Source organism: Moheibacter stercoris (genome assembly GCF_040545805.1).
Classification (GTDB): domain Bacteria; phylum Bacteroidota; class Bacteroidia; order Flavobacteriales; family Weeksellaceae; genus Moheibacter; species Moheibacter stercoris.
In genome coordinates this window covers 63,709-81,700 of the sequence record NZ_JBEPMO010000008.1, presented here as the reverse complement: position 1 = coordinate 81,700, position 17,992 = coordinate 63,709, and the positions used below count along the sequence as shown (strand labels likewise).

Here is a 17,992-nt window from a genome sequence, read left to right as displayed (position 1 = left end):
AAAATGAATTTTCATACCTCAGTAATATTGGTTTATTGTTTAATTAGCTTTTGAGAAGACCATCCTTGAGCCGTTTTGATTTTGGCTAAATAGATTCCAGAAGGAAGGTTTGCTATGTTTACTTGAACGGAATTTCCAGTTTGTTTAGAGGTTAAAACGACTTGTCCCGATAAATTGACTACTTGTATTTCTTCAATTTTTGCTATCGATTGGAAATTAGTTACGTCTTTAACTGGATTCGGATAGATTTTAATTTTGTCATATTCAATAGCTTGATCCTCTACATCAAGAATTGTATTGGGGATAATCACATCAAATGTAACGTTTGAAGGAAAACTAACGGCATACGCATAAATATGCCAATATCCATCTGCATAGGTAGCATCTGTTATTGAAGATAGATATACAGAATTGCTCGTATCTGGATAGGCATATCTATGGGAATAAACAAAAACTGCATTTGGATTATTATTTAACATAGGATGATCCAATCGTAAACCATTAGGAGTTATATTGGAAGTTTCTGAAATAAAGAATGCCAAGGTAGAGGATACATCACTTCCGCCCATAATCATGAACGCAGCACCCATTGGTATATCTGTCACATTTTCTGCCATTATCCAACGATCTGGTCCAGTTTGCCAAGTTCCATAAACTTTATCGTTATAAATATTGTTTGGATTGTAGTAATTACTGTGAAATACATAGGCTCCATTGTCAAAACCATTTAAGTAAGAAACATGTCCAATCGTGTTTGTAGCATCGGTTACATGAACATTTATAGAACTATCATCTGGAATGAAAATGTTAAAACCTATTCCTGCTGGCATAGAAGATAAATTTTCATTATAAACAGCCCATTTTTGAGCAGATGCGCTATACCAAATACCAGTAGCTCTGTTATTGCTAATTCCATTGTAGCGTTGCGAAATAACAAATTTTGCAGAAGGGTTATTGTTCAATAAAGGACTGTCTATGTAAGAATAATTACCAACAATATTTGTTGAATGGGTCATGTGAACAAATCCCACATCTTGAGCAAAAATAGGATGTAGGAAGAGCATCAATCCTAATATGATCGATACTTTAAGTTTTGAGTTAAGGGTAAAATTTTTCATAATTGTTTTTTTGACAAACTTAAAAGGTGTTTCAAAGTCATTCAACTACATAAATATGTGATGGTTATCTATTGAAATAAAAAAAAAGTTCCAGATGTAATTCCGGAACTTTTATACGAAACCATTCTAATTTATTTTTTGACAATTTTCTGACTAATCCAGCCTTGGTTGTTTTTGATTTTTGCAATATAAACACCTGTAGGTAAACTAGAAATATCCATTTGAACCTTCATTCCAGTTTGTTTAGAATTTAAGATATTTTGCCCTGATAGATTATATACTTGGATTTCTTCAATCATAGTTTTCGATTGAAAGTTTATCAAATCAGTTGCAGGATTCGGATAAATAGAAATCTTGGATAAACTAGCATCGACATCTTCTACACCTAAAACTGTTTCTGGAACGATTATATCAATTAATACTTCTGTTGGAAAAGCTTCTCCACCATACGCATAAATATGCCAATAGCCACCACTATAAAAAGCTTCAGAAACAACCGGTAAGTACCCTTGATTACTACCTGTTGGAATTCCCCAATAATGAGAATATAAAAACACAGCATCGGGATTTCCATTTAATGTTGGGATATCAAGACGCATAGAGGATCCTGTTATTACAGCTGCACTTGAACTGATTGAATTTAGGTATGATGAAGTACCTGATCCTTTCATGATTTTAAAAGAAGCATTTTCTGGAATATTGGTAGCATTTTCCGAAAATAATGCTCTCTTTGCACTGGCTGAGTTGTAATAATTTCCATAAATAGACGTATTATAAACTGCGAAAGGATTCCAGTACGTATTATAAAACAAATAATCTTCTTGAGCTGTATCGTCCAAATAGGTATATAATCCCGAAGTATTTGAACTTGATGCCGTGTGAACAAACACGGAACTGTCATCAGGTATAAAAATATTGAACTGTACACCTACATTTAAGGTAGCCATATTTTCATTGTAAATTGCCCAGCGGTTTCCATCGTACCAAATTCCTGTCGGATTATTATTGTCAACGCCTGAACCGTCAATATATCGTTGTGAAAATAAAAAATGAGCACTAGGATTATTATTTAAATCTGGATGATCCAATCGGGTTATATGCCCACTCGTATTAGTGGATGTTGTGGTATGAACGTATCCCACATCTTGAGCAAAAATAGATGGTAGAAAAAGCATTGATCCTATTAAGATGGATACTTTAAGTTTTGAGTAAAGGGTAAAATTTTTCATTATTGTTTTTTTTGACAAACTTAAAAGGTAAATAAAAGTCACTCAACTACATAAATATGTGATTGCGAATACGTTGTTTTATTATTCGATAATTTTTTCTATTTTTAGAATACTAAAACGACCAAAACTCCCTAATTATGAAGGTACTTCTAACCCCTACCTCTCAACATCTTAAAAAACTATTTTTAGCCATTTTTCTATGTTGTTTATCTCAAATTTTACTAGCTCAAAACGAACAAATAAATCGAGCAAAACAACTAGTTGAAGTACTAAAATACCAAGATGCGGAGCAAGAATTAAAATCCTTTTTTCAAAATTCTGGAAACAGCATAACCAAAAAGCAGAATGCGGAAGCCCGAGATTTGATGGCTGAAATATACTTTCAAACAGGGAAAATGAATGAGATGAAACAATACAATTGTGATTTGCTCGAATTGGCGAAAGAACTTAAAGACACAACTTTACTTATTGAAGCCTATAACCGTTTTGGCGTATTTGAAATGAATGCAGGAAATGCAAAAGATTCTGAAAATTATTTCCGAAAAGCCTTATCGATGGGTTTGGAAAAGAAAAATAATCTTAGAACAGCAGAAATTTATAGTAATCTTGGATCTACTAATCTTACGGCAAGTAACCATAATGAAGCAATGCAATGGTTCATAAAATCCATGAAATTACGTGAAAAGTTGGGGGATCAAAAAGGTTTAGGAGAAACCTATAGCAATATTGCTTCTATTTATTATTTGATGGGAAATGTTGACGAAGCCATTCAACATCAAAAACAAAGCATTGAAATTCGAAAAAAAATAAAAGATGTTACAGGTTTGGTAATCACCAATTTAAACATTGGTCAATTGTATATCCTTAAAAATCAAATGGACCAAGCAAATAAACATTTGAAAGCTTCTGTAGTCTTGGCTGAACAAACCCAAAATAGTAAATTGATGGCTTCTGCTTATTCGGGTATGGCTGCCTATCATTCCCGTACAAATGATTTTGAAAATGCCTTGGTCAATTATACAAAAGCTATAACGATTTTTGAAATGGCTGAAAACAAACCTTTGTTATCAAGATTGTATGTTGCTGCTGCGACTGCAGCAAAAGAAGTCCAAGATACTGCTACTGCGACCAAATATTACCATAAAGCCTTGGCCTATTCGCAAGAATTAAAAAACAAAGAAAACATTTCCAATGCTTTAGAGAAACTAAGTGCATATTACCAAGATTTGAATCAACCCGAAAAAGCACTGAAATACTATAAAAATTATGTTTCCTATCGCGATAGCATCAGTACAACTTCCAATATGGCGAAAATTGAGGAAATTAGAACCCAATACGAAACGGAAAAGAAAGACAACGAAATTCTAAAATTGCAAACTGAACAACGAATTCGAGATCTTCAAATCGATAAACAAAATGCGATCATTTTAGGAAACGAAGCCGAAGCCAAACGAATTCAAAACGAAATCGATTTACTTTCTCAAACCCAAGCATTGAATGATTTAAAAATCAAACAACAAGAAGAATCTTTGGAAAAGCAAATACTGATTTCCAAAACCAATGAACAAGAATTATTACTTGCCCAACAAGAAAAGAAATTACAAGAACAAAAACTTTTGGAACAAAGGCATACGCGAAATTTTATGATTGTTGGCTTTTTACTTTTATTAATTTTAGGTGGAATTTTATTCAATCGATTTAAACTAAAAAAGAAATTAGAACAACAAGAAGCACTTTTAGCAGTTCGGAATCACATTGCACGAGATCTACACGATAAAGTTGGTTCAACTTTGACGGGAATTAAAATTTTATCGGAAGTTTCGGCTAAATCAATGAATTCAGACAATTCCAAAGCCCAGAATTTCATCAACCAAATAACCGAACAAACCAAAGCCATTCAACAAGAAATGAGTGACATCGTTTGGGCGATCAATCCCAATAACGATAAAATTGAAAATTTGGTCGTTAGGATGCGAGAATACGTTGCGCAAACTTTAGAACCCAAAGACGTGGATATTTCGATGAATGTCGATAAAAATGTACTCGATCAAAATTTAAATATGAATAGCCGAAAGGAATTTTTCTTAATCTTTCGTGAAGCCATTAACAATATAGCCAAACATTCAGAAGCCCAAAAAGTCAACATTTCTGTGGTAAAAAGAGGTGCCAATTTGCTGATGGAAATTCAAGACGATGGAGTAGGAATGGACGTAGATAAAGAAACTTCTTCCAATGGTTTGCGTAATATGAAGGACCGAACAAAGGCTTTGAAGGGCCAAATTAACATCGACTCGGAACTTGGAAAAGGAGCAAATATTCGACTAGAATTTCCAGCTACATAAAAATGTAGTTTCATTTACGAATTGTAAAGCATACTTTTACGATATGGCAATACGAGTACTCGCATACGACGACAATGATTTGATTCGGAATTCTGTAAAACTACTTCTGGAAGTAGAAACAGATATTGAATTATCTGGTTCATTTTCTTCCGCTTTAAGCATCATTTCAGATGTGGAATATCTGAAACCCGATGTGATTTTGATGGATGTAGATATGCCTGAAATCAATGGGGTAGAAGCGGTAAAATTACTCCGAACGAAATTCGACAGCATTCCTGTGATTATGTTAACGGTTTTTGATGATAACGATACGATTTTCAATGCCGTTTGCGCTGGAGCTACGGGTTATATTTTGAAACAACATGTGACGGAGGAATTAGCTTCTGCTTTACGAATGGTGATAAACGGTGGTGCACCCATGACGGGAAGTATCGCCAAGAAAATTCTCTTTATGTTGCCCGTAGCAACGACTCGCGACCAAGAAACTTATAATCTAACAGAGAAAGAAACCGAAATCCTGAAATGTTTAGTAAAAGGTTTTAGTTATAAAATGATATCCCATGAAATCGGAATTAGTATTGACACCGTTCGTTTTCACATCAAGAAAATCTACGACAAGCTTCATGTTCATTCGGCTACTGAAGCGGTTTCTAAAGCGATTAAAAATAGATTAGTTTAAAATTGTAAAACATAAAAAATCCCTAATTCAAACTTGAGTTAGGGACTTTTGATTTTATTTATTTCGAAGGAGTTTCTTTTAAAACTTCAACGAAGTAACTCCAGAATTTTTGAACAGATTTAATTTCGACACGTTCGTCTGGTGAATGCGCACCGAAAATATTCGGACCGAATGAAATCATATCTAAATTAGGATAATGCCCACCAATGATTCCACATTCCAATCCACCGTGTGTTGCACTGATTTTTGGATCTTCACCAAATTGTTCTTTGTATAATTTCTCCATCAAACGAAGAATTTCAGAATTCGTATTGGGTCTCCAACCTGGATATCCACCAGAAAATTTCACATCAAAACCACAAAGTTCGAAAGTTGCTTTTAAGGTTTCCGATAAATTCTTTTTGTTGGAATCCAATGCAGAACGAGTTAAACAAAGAATTTTCATTTCACCGTTTTCAACGACCACATTGGCAACGTTGTTAGAAGTTTCAGTCAATCCTTCAATTTCAGGACTCATTCTATAAACACCATTGTATGCAGTCATCAAAGCAAACGCTAAATTTTTTGTTTCCGCTAAGCTCGCAACTTGGTTGACTAAAGCTACATTTTCAACTGAAATCTGAATGTTTGGTTCAATTCTAGCAAATTCCACCAAAATATCTTCACGCAATTTTTCAAAAGCCGCTTTGATCGCATCAGCTTGATCTGCTGGAAAAGACAAAATGAAATGACCTTCACGTGGAATTGCGTTGCGTAAACTTCCACTATTCATCGAAGCGATTTGTCCTTTGAATGAAATGGATTCGTGTAAAAATCGACCTAAAATTTTGTTCGAATTTCCTAAGCCTAAATGAATATCACCTCCTGAATGTCCACCTTTTAATCCTTTTACGTCTACTTTGATGGATTGATAATCTGCTGATAAAGTTTCGATTGAATAGCTTTTGGTTGCTGTTACATCCAATCCACCAGCACATCCGATTGTCAATTCATCGTCTTCTTCTGTATCTAAATTCAACAAAATATGACCTTGTAAAACCGATTCATCTAAACCGATTGCACCAGTCATACCTGTTTCCTCATCAATCGTAAACAAAGCTTCAATAGGAGGGTGGGCAAGGTCAGTTGATTCTAAAACCGCCATAATCGTTGCAACACCAATTCCGTTGTCGGCTCCCAAAGTAGTTCCTTTTGCACGAACAAATCCTTCGTTGTCGATATACATTTCAATTCCTTGGGTATCAAAATCAAAATTGACATCATTATTTTTTTGACAAACCATATCCAAATGCGATTGAAGAACAACCGTTTTACGGTTTTCCATACCTGCTGAAGCTGGTTTTTTAATGATCACGTTACCAACAGCATCTTTTATCGTTTCCAAACCTAAACTTTGACCAAAGTCCATCATAAATTGAATAACTCTTTCTTCTTTTTTAGAAGGACGTGGTACTTCATTAAGTTTGGAAAAGTTTCTCCAAATTGGTTTTGGCTCAAGGTTCAAAATATCATTCATATTTATTTCGTTTTGTGGACGCAAGTTAAAAAGATCGAATTTATAAACCAGCTGTTTTTATTTATAATTTTCTAAAACTTGAATGGAATAAGCTAGTATGTATCATACAGCTAAAAATTTCCCGAATAAAAAACAGGTTTTTTCCTATTTATATTCATTTCATATTCGATACCTTTGTATTTTAAATAAATACTTAAACCCCCTTAAATAAAAAACTCTCTCTCATAAAATATTATTGTTGCTATGAAAGCTATCGAAATCTCGCAATATTGTACTCTTACAATAGCGAGATTTTTATTTTAGGGGAAAATCACCCAAAAAATATAGGATTTTTCCTGTTTTTTCAACCAAACTTTGAAGGTATATTTGCTTTAGAAAAATATAGAAACTCTCTCTAAAACAATCAACCATACCGAACCTTAACAACCTGAAAAGAAACCACATTTAGTGGTTTTTTTTTGTGCAAAAAAAAATGGATACGTTTAAGTATCCATTTTTACTTTATATGCTTCTACTGAATTACAATTCCAAAGCTTTACGAGGGTTTCCATCCATCAACAAATTAATTGGATCTTCTAAACCTTCTTTAACTGCTACCAAGAATCCAACAGATTCACGTCCGTCAATAATTCTATGGTCATATGATAAAGCGATGTACATCATTGGGTGAATTTCCACTTGACCGTTTACGGCAATTGGACGTTCAATGATGTTATGCATTCCTAAAATTCCTGATTGAGGTGGATTGATGATAGGTGTACTCAACATAGATCCAAATACACCACCATTGGAAATGGTAAATGTTCCTCCTGTCATTTCGTCTACCGTAATTTGACCGTCACGCGCACGCAAAGCCAAACGTTTGATTTCTGCTTCAATTCCTCTAAAGGTTAATAATTCTGCATTTCTCATTACTGGAACCATCAATCCTTTTGGTCCAGAAACCGCAACGGAAATATCACAGAAATCATAGGAAATTTTGTAATCTCCATCGATCATTGAATTTACGTCTGGATACAACTGCAATGCACGAACAACTGCTTTGGTGAAGAACGACATAAAGCCTAAACTTACACCATGTTTGTTTTTGAATTCTTCTTTAAATTCTGCACGTAATTCGTTGATAGGTTTCATGGTTGCCTCGTTGAACGTAGTCAACATAGCTGTTTCATTCTTTGCAGCAACCAATCTTTCTGCAACCTTTCTACGCAACATAGAAAGTTTTGTTCTTTCTGAACTTCTATTTCCTCCAGTTGGAGTTCCCATAGCAGCTACAGAAGCTGACATTGCATCTTCTTTAGTGATACGTCCATCTTTTCCAGTTCCTGAAACTTGAGAAGGAGCAACACCTTTTTCATCCAAGATTTTCTTTGCAGCTGGAGAAGGAGTTCCGCTAGCATAGGTTGTAGCAGCAGGTTTCGCTTCTTCTTTTTTAGGTTCTTCAGCTTTTGGAGCTTCTTGTTTTGGTTCTTCTGCTGGAGCAGCACCTCCTTCTGGTTTTGCTGCAGAAGTATCAATCAAACAAACAACTTGTCCAACAGCAACTGTGTCACCTTCTTCAGCTTTCAACGTGATAATCCCGCTTTCTTCTGCTGGAAGTTCCAAAGTAGCTTTGTCTGAATCAACCTCGGCAATTGCTTGGTCTTTTTCTACATAATCGCCATCTTTTACTAACCAAGTTGCGATTTCAACCTCGGTGATGGATTCTCCCGGTGAAGGGACTTTCATTTCTAATACCATAATATGTTTAGTATTTTGTTGCTAATTTATTCAAAAACTTTATTAATTGCTCTATTGTGTTTAATTTCAAATGATTTGTGCGAACCTGGAGCAGTAGAAGCACTTTCAGCTGGCGATACCAATTCAAATGGTAATTCTCTCATTTTTCTTAAAATGAATGTCCAAGCTCCCATGTTTTCTGGCTCTTCTTGTGCCCAAATCAATTGTTTACGATTCGTATATTTCTCTAAAATCGAATTAATTTTGGCTCTATCCAAAGGATAAATTTGTTCCAAACGAATCAATGCTACATTCTCTGCATTTAATTCTTCTTTTTTCTTCAACAAATCATAATAGAATTTCCCTTGACAGAAAACTACTTTTTCAACTTTTGCTGGATCTGCAGTAGCATCATCAATGATAGGTTGGAATTGACCATTGGCTAATTCGTCCATGGTAGAAGTCACCAAAGGATGACGCAATAAACTCTTCGGAGTGAATACCACCAAAGGTTTTCTGTATTTTGCTTTGATTTGTCTTCTTAAAACGTGGAAGAAGTTTGCAGGAGTCGTACAATTCACTATAAACATATTTCCTTGTGCCGACAATTGTAAGAAACGTTCCAATCTCGCAGAAGAGTGTTCTGCTCCTTGACCTTCGTATCCGTGAGGTAATAACATGACCAATCCGTTTTGGATTTTCCATTTGTCCTCAGCAGCCGATAAATATTGGTCGATTAAGATTTGTGCGCCGTTGGCGAAATCTCCAAACTGCGCTTCCCACAAGGTTAAGGCAGAAGGAGTAGCCATCGCAAATCCATAATCAAATCCTAAAACAGCATATTCTGAAAGCAAAGAGTTGAATACGGTATATTCACCTTGACCATCTTTTAAATGGTTCAATAAGATTACTTCTTCTTCTGAATCTTCCGTTTTGATAACTGCATGACGATGTGAGAAAGTTCCTCTTTCAACGTCTTCTCCTGACAAACGAACGCTATTTCCTTCGTTCAAAATAGTTCCATACGCCAATAATTCACCCATTGCCCAATCTAATTTTTCATCAGCAACCATTTGTTTGCGTTGATCCAATAGACGTTCAATTTTTTTGATGAATTTTTTTCCTTCTGGAACCGAAGTAATTTTTTCTGCAATTGCTTTCAATTCGTCCAATGAATATGAAGTATCAACTGGTTCCAACATTTCTGCTTCGGATACCAATTCATATCCTTCCCATTCTTCTGGCATGAAAGGAGTCAATTTATTTTTCTCGATTGTTTTGGCTTCATCAAAGTTTTTATCTAATAAAGCTTTGAACTCTTTTTCTTTTTCGGCCAAAATAGAATCTCCAATAACACCTTCTTTGATCAAATGTTGTTTGTAGATTTCTCTTGGATTTGGGTGTTTAGCGATGATGCTATACAATTTAGGTTGTGTGAAACGAGGTTCATCACCCTCATTGTGTCCGTATTTACGGTAACCCAATAAGTCGATGAATACATCTTCCCCAAAACGCATTCTATAATCAGCTGCAAAATGCAAGGCATGAATCACTGCTTCGGCATCATCTGCATTAACATGCAATACAGGTGATAAATTTACCTTTGCAATATCGGTACAATAAATACTCGATCTAGCATCTAAATAATTCGTTGTAAATCCAACTTGGTTATTGACAACTATATGAATTGTTCCTCCCGTTTTGTATCCGTCCAAATTCATCATTTGAACAACTTCGTAAACAATACCTTGACCAGCAACAGCAGCATCACCGTGAATTAAAATGGGCAATACGCGACTATAATCTTTTGCGTAATCATTGTCTGCTTTGGCTCTTGCAATACCTTCCACTACCGCATCTACTGTTTCCAAGTGCGATGGGTTAGGAGCAAGGTTCATTTTGACTTTTTTACCCGATGGAGTTGTTACTTCTGTCGTTGAACCCAAATGGTATTTTACGTCACCAGCAAATAAATCTTCTTCAAATTCTTTTCCTTCGAATTCACTAAAAATTTGGGAATACGATTTCTTGAAGATATTGGCCAAAACGTTCAAACGTCCACGGTGAGCCATACCCAAAACAACTTCTTCAACGCCAGCGTCGGCTGAGCGATTGATTAAAGCATCAAGAGCAGGGATTAAACTTTCGTTTCCTTCTAATGAGAAACGTTTTTGTCCAACGAATTTGGTATGTAAAAAGTTTTCAAAAGCGACAGCTTCATTTAATTTCAATAAAACACGCTCTTTTTCTTCAACACTTAATTTTGGATGATTCAAATTGGCATTTAACCAATTTTGAATCCATTTGTTTTTTTCTGGATCACGTATGTACATGTATTCCACACCAATGGAATCGCAATACATATTTTTCAAGTGATCGATAATATTTCGGAGTGTAGTACTTCCTCCAATTCCTAAAATTTCTCCAGCATCAAACGTTTCATCTAAATCGGCATCTGATAAACCAAAATTCTGTAAATCCAAAGTTGGCGCATGTTGTCTGCGTTCACGAACGGGATTGGTTTTGGTAAACAAATGTCCTCTTGTTCTATAAGCATCAATTAAGTTGATAACTTTGAATTCTTTTTGAACTTTTTCTGGGATCTGATTAGTTCCTTGCGCAACTTGATTAGAATTCGTATTTCCATCTGTCAATGATTGACCATTGTAGGACATAGATCCAAAATCAAATCCTTGGAAAAAAGCTTTCCAACTAGGTTCAATACTATCAGGATACTTTTGATACTGCTCATACAATTCAGCAATGTATTCCGAGTGTATGGCATTTAAAAATGAAAATCTCTCCATTATATTTTGTCTCTTGTGAGAATTAGCTCACAAATTTAGGGTTTTTAGATTTTTAAAAAAATTTGAACGGCATGAATTTGGGCATTTGAGCCTGAAAAAATTCATATGATGAAAAGAAAGCAATCATTGTTTAGATGATTCTTATTAAAAGTCTCCATTAATTGTGAGATTTACAATTCTTCATATTCCAATGCCCTCGATGGACAATTATGAATTTGTGCCTTTAATTCTTCTATTTCGGCATTTTCAGGAAGAACCCAAGGTTTGTCTTTTGGATGGTAAACTTCTGGCAATAATTTTACACAAATTCCAGAATGAATACATCTTGAGGCTGTCCATAAGACAGTGAAATTTTCGTTTTTAGGATATCGTTTGGTTTCCATTTTATTTGGCTTTTGGAATAACTAATAAAGGGATTTTTGAATTTTTGATGACTTCTGAAGCTACACTTCCAATCAACATATTATATAAGGTATTATGCCCCAATGAACCGATGACAATTAAATCAGCAGAAATTGAATTGGCTTCTTCTAAAATGATATCTGCTGGAATTCCTTGTTTGATGATTGCTTGACAATTGAATCCCTTGCCTTGAATTTCTTTTTGTAGAATTTCCAATTGTTCTGCCTCTTCCTTTAGTGCCGTATCTTCCAATTCAGGTAAATAAGTAAATCCAGTTTCACTCACGATTACACCTAAATCCAATGTAGCAACATGAATGAGGAAAATCTCTGCTTGTGTAAGTTTTGCATAGTCCAATGCTTTGGCTATCACTGTTTGATTGAAATCGGAAAAATCAATGGGGACTAAAATTTTTTGAGACATCGTAAAGGCTTTTAATTCTTTAAAGTTACATTATTTGACGTTAATATCAAAAACTTTTCGACCTTCTAAAAATCCAACCAATTGATCTTCTTCATTTACTTTCCCTACACCCGATGGTGTTCCGGTCATGATAATGTCTCCAGTTTTTAAGGTGAAATATTGAGAAGCTACAGAAATAATGTTGTGAAATGAATGAATCATATCTTTAGTGTTGCCTTTTTGAACCGTATCATCATTGCGATGCAATTCAAATTCAAGGTTGTTTAAATCAAATTCATTTTTTGAAACAAAATCACCTATAACGGCAGAGCCATCAAATGATTTGGCTATTTCCCAAGGATGACCTTTGGATTTCAATTGAGCTTGTAAATCTCTCGCAGTAAAATCGATTCCTAAGGAAATTTCTTCAAAGTAATTCGACGCATATTCGGGTTGGATGTATTTTCCCGCTTTGGAAATTTTCAAAATCACCTCTACCTCATAATGTACATCTTGACTAAATTCTGGTAGATAAAAATCGCGATTTTTGGGAAGAATTGCAGTGTCTGATTTGATGAAAAATACAGGATTTTCAGGAATTTCATTATTTAATTCTTTTGCATGATCAGCATAATTTCTTGCAATACAAATAATTTTCATGAGGTTTTCTTATAAATAAACCTCAAAATTATCAATTTATATTGATTAATTCGTAATTCAGAAATTCTTTCAAAGAAATTTGTAATTGTGAAGTTAGTAGAGAATGATTAATTTTGTTTGCAGAATTTAAACGCAAGTATGAAAGTAAGGCCACTGTTTATTACGTTATCTGTTTCTATTACAGCATTATTACTAATCATTTCACTTTTCTGGAAACCTATTTTGTGGGCATTTGTCCTCGTCCTTCCCTTGATTATATTGGGAATTATTGACATTAATCAGAAAAAACATGCGATCAGACGAAACTTCCCTGTTGTAGGTCGTTTGCGTTATTTCTTAGAAAGCATCCGTCCTGAAATCATGCAGTACTTTGTGGAAAATGACCGTGATGGTCGTCCTATGGATCGTGTTACACGTAGTATGATTTATCAGCGTGCGAAAAACGTAACCGATACAGTTCCTTTTGGAACCCAAATGGATGTTTATGATGTGGGATACGAATGGATGAATCATTCGATGTATGCAGGGAAAATGAAAGTAGACGAAGCGCCAAGAGTTATGGTGGGTGGTGAACATTGTACACAACCTTATTCGGCAAGTTTGTTGAACATTTCAGCTATGAGTTTTGGATCTTTGAGTAAAAATGCCGTTTTGGCCATGAACAAAGGAGCTAAAATGGGTCAATTTGCGCATAATACTGGTGAAGGTGGGGTAAGTCCTTATCATTTAGAGCCAGGTGGAGATTTGATTTGGCAAGTGGGAACAGGTTATTTTGGTTGTCGTGCTGATAATGGAAAGTTCTCTCCTGAGAAATTTAAAATCACGTCTCAAATTAAGAACATTAAAATGATTGAGTTGAAAATCTCTCAAGGTGCAAAACCTGGTCATGGAGGGATTTTACCAGCGAAAAAAAATACACCAGAAATTGCTGCAATTCGTGGGGTGAAACCTCATACAGAAGTGGATTCTCCGCCATCTCACTCTGCTTTTAAAGATGCAGAAGGATTGTTGAGAATGATTCATGAAATGCGTGAATTGTCTGGAGGTAAACCCATTGGTTTCAAAATGTGTATTGGGGTGAAGCAAGAATTCATCGATATCTGTGAAGCCATGGTGAAGACAGGGTTAAAACCAGACTTCATTACCATTGATGGAGGAGAAGGAGGAACGGGTGCTGCGCCAGTTGAATTCTCCAATTCCTTGGGTATGCCATTGTTAGATGGATTGGCATTTGCAGTTGATACCTTACGTGGTTATGATTTGAAAAAAGACATCAAAGTAATGGCTTCAGGGAAATTAAATAGTAGTTTCTCGATTGCTAGAGCTTTGGCATTAGGTGCAGATATGTGTTCTAGTGCTCGAGCGATGATGTTAGCAGTTGGTTGTATTCAAGCTTTGCAGTGCAATACGAATACATGTCCAGCTGGTGTTGCGACCCAAGATCCTGATTTGATGAAAGGATTGGATGTAGAAGACAAATCGGTTCGTATGTACAATTACCATAAGAATACGATGAAGAGTTTTGCAGAATTGATTTCTGCGGCTGGTCTTGTGCATCATAGTGAAATTGACCGAAGCTACATCAATTTACGTGTAGCCTATAATAAAGTAATGAGATACGATGAATTGTATCCAGAAGTAAAAGAAGGAGCTTATTTAGAGAAAATGAAAGATCTCACTCCTTCTCTATAAATCATTTAATATTATGCCTGATAATTATCTAAACATCCAACAGGCGCTTCAAAAAATAGAATTAGCAAACGAAGTCTTTTTGAAAAAGAAGGCTTCGTTTCCAATTCGTCCCATTGAGAAAGTTCGAAAAGTTGGAGAAATTCTTCTTGCAAGAAAAGAGGAATTTGGTCGTGTGATCACCGAAGAAATGGGGAAAGCTCTTTATGAATCGTATGCAGAGATTGAAAAAAGTGCTTTAAACTGTACTTTTTACGCAGATCATTGTGAAGAATTTTTGGCGGATAGATCGTATTCGACCGATAAATATGATGCCTTGGTTCGCTACGAACCTTTAGGAGTGATCTTGGGAGTTATGCCATGGAATTTTCCTTTTTGGCAAGCCTTTCGATTTGCGATTCCTACGATTTTAGCAGGGAATACCATTGTGTTAAAACACGCTAGTAACGTTCCCAAATCGGCTCAATTGATAGAAGATATCTTTTTAGAAGCTGGTTTTGAACCAGGAACCTATTTAAATCTTCCTTTAGAAAGCAGACATATTGAGGAAGTGTTAAATCATCCTTACGTGAAAGCTGTTTCCTTAACGGGAAGTGAGAAAGCAGGGTCTTCTGTTGCGGAAATTGCGGGGAGAAATATTAAGAAATCGGTTTTAGAATTAGGCGGAAGCAATGCATTTATTGTATTGGATGATGCCGATTTGTCCATAACAGTTGATCGAGCAATTGATGCGCGTTTTCGTAATGCGGGTCAAAGTTGTATCGCTGCAAAACGTTTTCTTGTTCAAGAAGGAATTTATGAGGAATTCTTATCGAAATTCTCAGAAAGAGTTAAAGAAATTAAATTGGGCGATCCTTTTGATCCAACCACTACCATGGGACCTATGTCTCGTGAAGATTTGGCAGAAGAATTAGAAAATCAAGTAACCAAATCTGTTGAAATGGGCGCAAAGGTTTTAGTTGGAGGAAATCGAAATGGAGCCTATTTTGAACCAACTATTTTGACTGATATAACGACAGAAATGCCCGTTTTTAAAGAAGAAACTTTTGGTCCTGTTGCGGTCATTATGAAAGTAAATTCACTTGAAGAATCAATTCAGTTGAGCAATCTAACAAGCTTTGGTTTAGGTGTTTCTATATTCTCAAAAAATGTCAATTTATTGAAAGAAAACATTCATTTGTTTGAGGAAGGAGCTGTATTTTTGAATCAAATGGTTCGATCCGATCCTGCTTTGCCTTTTGGTGGAGTGAAGAAGTCTGGATTTGGTAGAGAATTATCTGAGGAAGGAATCCGTGAATTTGTCAACACTAAAACCGTTTTTATTGCTAAAAATTAAAATTATTTCGTAAATAATAATTCTTAAATCAATTCGAATAATCCTTATTTTAGTTTTTACTAACCAAATATCTATTCAAGATGGATTTACATTCTGGATTGGCCTATTGGATTATCAAAAATGAATTGTTCAATTATTTTCATCCTTTAGAAAATGATTATAAAATAGATGTAGCAATCATAGGATCTGGAATAACCGGATCTTTGATTGCGCATGAACTCTGCAAAGCAGGAATTCCTTGCGCAGTATTTGATAAACGGACAATTGGAACTGGTTCCACTGCTGCAAGTACGGCTCAATTGCAATACGAAATTGATATTCCATTGTGCGAAATGTCCAAAATTGTAGGAGAAGATTTCGCGAGTAGAGCCTATCATGCAAGTTTAGAATCCATTGCTGATGTTGGAAAAGTCTTAAAAGAAGCCAAAGTAAATGCAGACTATAAATCTTTGTCTAGTGTTTGGTTGGCTTCCTACAAAAAAGATGTGAAGTTGTTGGAAGATGAATTTGAAATTCGTCAAAAACATGGACTTCCAGTGGAGTATTTAAATGAAAAAGATGTTTTAAAGAAACACAATATCAAAGCGCCTGCAGCCTTGAAAAATAAAGAAGCCGCACAAATGGATTGTTATGCAGCGGCGACAGGTTTACTCAAATACCATTTAAAAAAGAAAGAACTAGAGCTTTATTCCCATACCGAAATAGTGGATTGGAAAGAAGTGAAAAATGGCTACGAATTGGAAACTCGACGTGGACATATCATTAAGTGTAAGTATGTAATCATTGCCACTGGATTTGAAGCAGGTCAATTTCTTCCTAAAAAAGTCATGAATTTATTGTCGACCTATGCCTTGGTTTCTCAACCTGTGCATGAAGATGAATTATGGCCAGAGCGTAGTTTGATTTGGGAAACCAAAGAACCATATTTCTATATGCGAACAACTATTGATAATCGGATTATGATTGGAGGAGAAGATGAAGAATTTCAAAATCCTGATAAGCGAGACAAATTATTACGCAATAAAATCAAAAAATTGGAACGTCAATTCAAGAAAGTTTATCCAGACATTCCCTTTATAGTAGATATGGCATGGTGCGGAACTTTTAGTTCCACCGCTGATGGATTGCCTTATATTGGAACTTGGCCGGGAAAAGATCGCATGTATTTCGCCTTGGGATATGGTGGGAATGGCATTACGTTTAGTATGATAGCTGCACAAATAATCGCAAATGAATTATCGGGTAAAAAGGATGAGCGAGCAGAAGTTTTTGCGTTTGATCGGTAAAATGAAAAATCCCAGATTTCTTGAATGAAATCTGGGATTTACAATAATGAGTAAAACGATGAGGCTTTTATTTAACATGAATCACATCTCCAGAACCTGAAGAGTTCACTTTTACTTTTGAGGGATTTCCTTTGTAAGAAATATCACCCGATCCAGCAACAGCACCTAGTAAAGAATTGTTAACGGTAACTTCTGCATCACCCGATCCTGCAACTCCAATGTTGACATTATCCGCATTTAAATTATAGGCATAAACATCCCCAGATCCAGAAATTCCTACTTTGAATTCATCTGTTTTTCCTGAAAGCTTAATGTCTCCAGAACCTGAAATACTTGCCGTTGTAAGATTTGCTTTTACATTGGCTTCAATATCACCGGAACCACTGATTGCAGCTGTAAATTCGTTCACATTTTGAGTGCCATGAGCACGAATGTTTCCTGAACCCGATAAAGCAATTGATTTTAAATTTTGGGCTTTCAAAGTAATTTTAATCGGTTGTGAAGAGCGAAAATTATATCCTCTTTTGAATTCAATTTTCAATTTTCCATTTTCTACTTCCACCACAATTTTTTCCAAGATATTGGATTCACCTTCTAATTGGATTTTTCCATCTTGAGGCGCATTTTGGATTTCAATGTCGAAGGATCCAGAGGATCCAATTCCATCAAAATTTGCACTAACTTGTTTGGTTATGTTCGTTAATTTTCCGTTTCCTTTGATGGTTTCTTGTCCGCAAGAAATGATGGACAAACTGGCTAAGATTGTTAAAAATAGTGATTTCATCGTATATTTTTTTTATAGTTTAC

General features: G+C 35.3%; 14 protein-coding genes. 5 read left to right on the top strand and 9 right to left on the bottom strand.

Annotated elements, in window-relative coordinates; translation table 11 throughout:
* Window positions 1–32 precede the first annotated feature (32 nt).
* Window positions 33–1,118, bottom strand: coding sequence for a T9SS type A sorting domain-containing protein (locus tag ABID46_RS08175; protein WP_354508918.1), 1,086 nt, complete (start codon window positions 1,116–1,118; stop codon window positions 33–35).
* Between the two features lie 131 nt (window positions 1,119–1,249).
* Window positions 1,250–2,347: a T9SS type A sorting domain-containing protein gene (locus ABID46_RS08170; RefSeq protein ID WP_354508916.1), complete on the bottom strand. Its 1,098-nt coding sequence runs from the start codon at window positions 2,345–2,347 to the stop codon at window positions 1,250–1,252.
* 137 nt (window positions 2,348–2,484) lie between these two features.
* On the opposite strand from ABID46_RS08170, the gene ABID46_RS08165 reads away from it, so the two are divergent.
* Together ABID46_RS08165 and ABID46_RS08160 are read left to right on the top strand one after the other, a co-directional pair.
* Complete coding sequence (locus ABID46_RS08165; RefSeq protein ID WP_354508914.1) at window positions 2,485–4,689, top strand: tetratricopeptide repeat protein; 2,205 nt, start codon at window positions 2,485–2,487, stop codon at window positions 4,687–4,689.
* A 43-nt stretch (window positions 4,690–4,732) separates the two neighbouring features.
* Window positions 4,733–5,368: a response regulator gene (locus tag ABID46_RS08160; RefSeq protein WP_354508912.1), complete on the top strand. Its 636-nt coding sequence runs from the start codon at window positions 4,733–4,735 to the stop codon at window positions 5,366–5,368.
* 58 nt (window positions 5,369–5,426) lie between these two features.
* Here the strand turns inward: ABID46_RS08160 and ABID46_RS08155 are convergent, their stop codons facing one another.
* The 6 genes from ABID46_RS08155 to ABID46_RS08130 form a co-directional block, all read right to left on the bottom strand.
* Window positions 5,427–6,884 carry an aminoacyl-histidine dipeptidase gene (locus tag ABID46_RS08155; RefSeq protein ID WP_354508910.1) on the bottom strand — a complete coding sequence of 486 codons (1,458 nt, stop codon included), beginning with the start codon at window positions 6,882–6,884 and terminating at the stop codon, window positions 5,427–5,429.
* A 519-nt stretch (window positions 6,885–7,403) separates the two neighbouring features.
* Window positions 7,404–8,624, bottom strand: coding sequence for a 2-oxoglutarate dehydrogenase complex dihydrolipoyllysine-residue succinyltransferase (odhB, locus tag ABID46_RS08150; RefSeq protein WP_354508908.1), 1,221 nt, complete (start codon window positions 8,622–8,624; stop codon window positions 7,404–7,406).
* A gap of 26 nt (window positions 8,625–8,650) precedes the next feature.
* The gene (locus ABID46_RS08145; RefSeq protein WP_354508906.1) at window positions 8,651–11,410 is read right to left on the bottom strand and encodes a 2-oxoglutarate dehydrogenase E1 component; all 2,760 of its coding nucleotides are present in this window, start codon (window positions 11,408–11,410) and stop codon (window positions 8,651–8,653) included.
* 170 nt (window positions 11,411–11,580) lie between these two features.
* Window positions 11,581–11,793: a (4Fe-4S)-binding protein gene (locus tag ABID46_RS08140; RefSeq protein WP_354508904.1), complete on the bottom strand. Its 213-nt coding sequence runs from the start codon at window positions 11,791–11,793 to the stop codon at window positions 11,581–11,583.
* 1 nt (window position 11,794) lies between these two features.
* Window positions 11,795–12,235, bottom strand: a complete 441-nt coding sequence (locus tag ABID46_RS08135; protein ID WP_354508902.1) for a universal stress protein — start codon at window positions 12,233–12,235, stop codon at window positions 11,795–11,797.
* Window positions 12,236–12,265: 30 nt separating this feature from the next.
* Window positions 12,266–12,874 (bottom strand): fumarylacetoacetate hydrolase family protein, encoded by a 609-nt coding sequence (locus tag ABID46_RS08130; RefSeq protein WP_354508900.1) that lies wholly within the window; start codon window positions 12,872–12,874, stop codon window positions 12,266–12,268.
* 138 nt (window positions 12,875–13,012) lie between these two features.
* Here ABID46_RS08130 and ABID46_RS08125 point away from each other — a divergent pair, with 138 nt between their 5' ends.
* The 3 genes from ABID46_RS08125 (at window position 13,013) to ABID46_RS08115 (ending at window position 17,185) form a co-directional block, all read left to right on the top strand.
* Window positions 13,013–14,566, top strand: coding sequence for an FMN-binding glutamate synthase family protein (locus ABID46_RS08125; RefSeq protein WP_354508898.1), 1,554 nt, complete (start codon window positions 13,013–13,015; stop codon window positions 14,564–14,566).
* A gap of 13 nt (window positions 14,567–14,579) precedes the next feature.
* A complete protein-coding gene (locus ABID46_RS08120) occupies window positions 14,580–15,899 on the top strand; it encodes an NAD-dependent succinate-semialdehyde dehydrogenase (RefSeq protein WP_354508896.1) in 1,320 nt (439 codons plus the stop codon).
* Window positions 15,900–15,979: 80 nt separating this feature from the next.
* Window positions 15,980–17,185, top strand: coding sequence for an NAD(P)/FAD-dependent oxidoreductase (locus tag ABID46_RS08115; RefSeq protein WP_354508894.1), 1,206 nt, complete (start codon window positions 15,980–15,982; stop codon window positions 17,183–17,185).
* Between the two features lie 67 nt (window positions 17,186–17,252).
* Here ABID46_RS08115 and ABID46_RS08110 read toward each other — a convergent pair whose 3' ends face one another.
* Complete coding sequence (locus ABID46_RS08110; RefSeq protein ID WP_354508892.1) at window positions 17,253–17,969, bottom strand: head GIN domain-containing protein; 717 nt, start codon at window positions 17,967–17,969, stop codon at window positions 17,253–17,255.
* Between the last annotated feature and the right edge of the window lie 23 nt (window positions 17,970–17,992).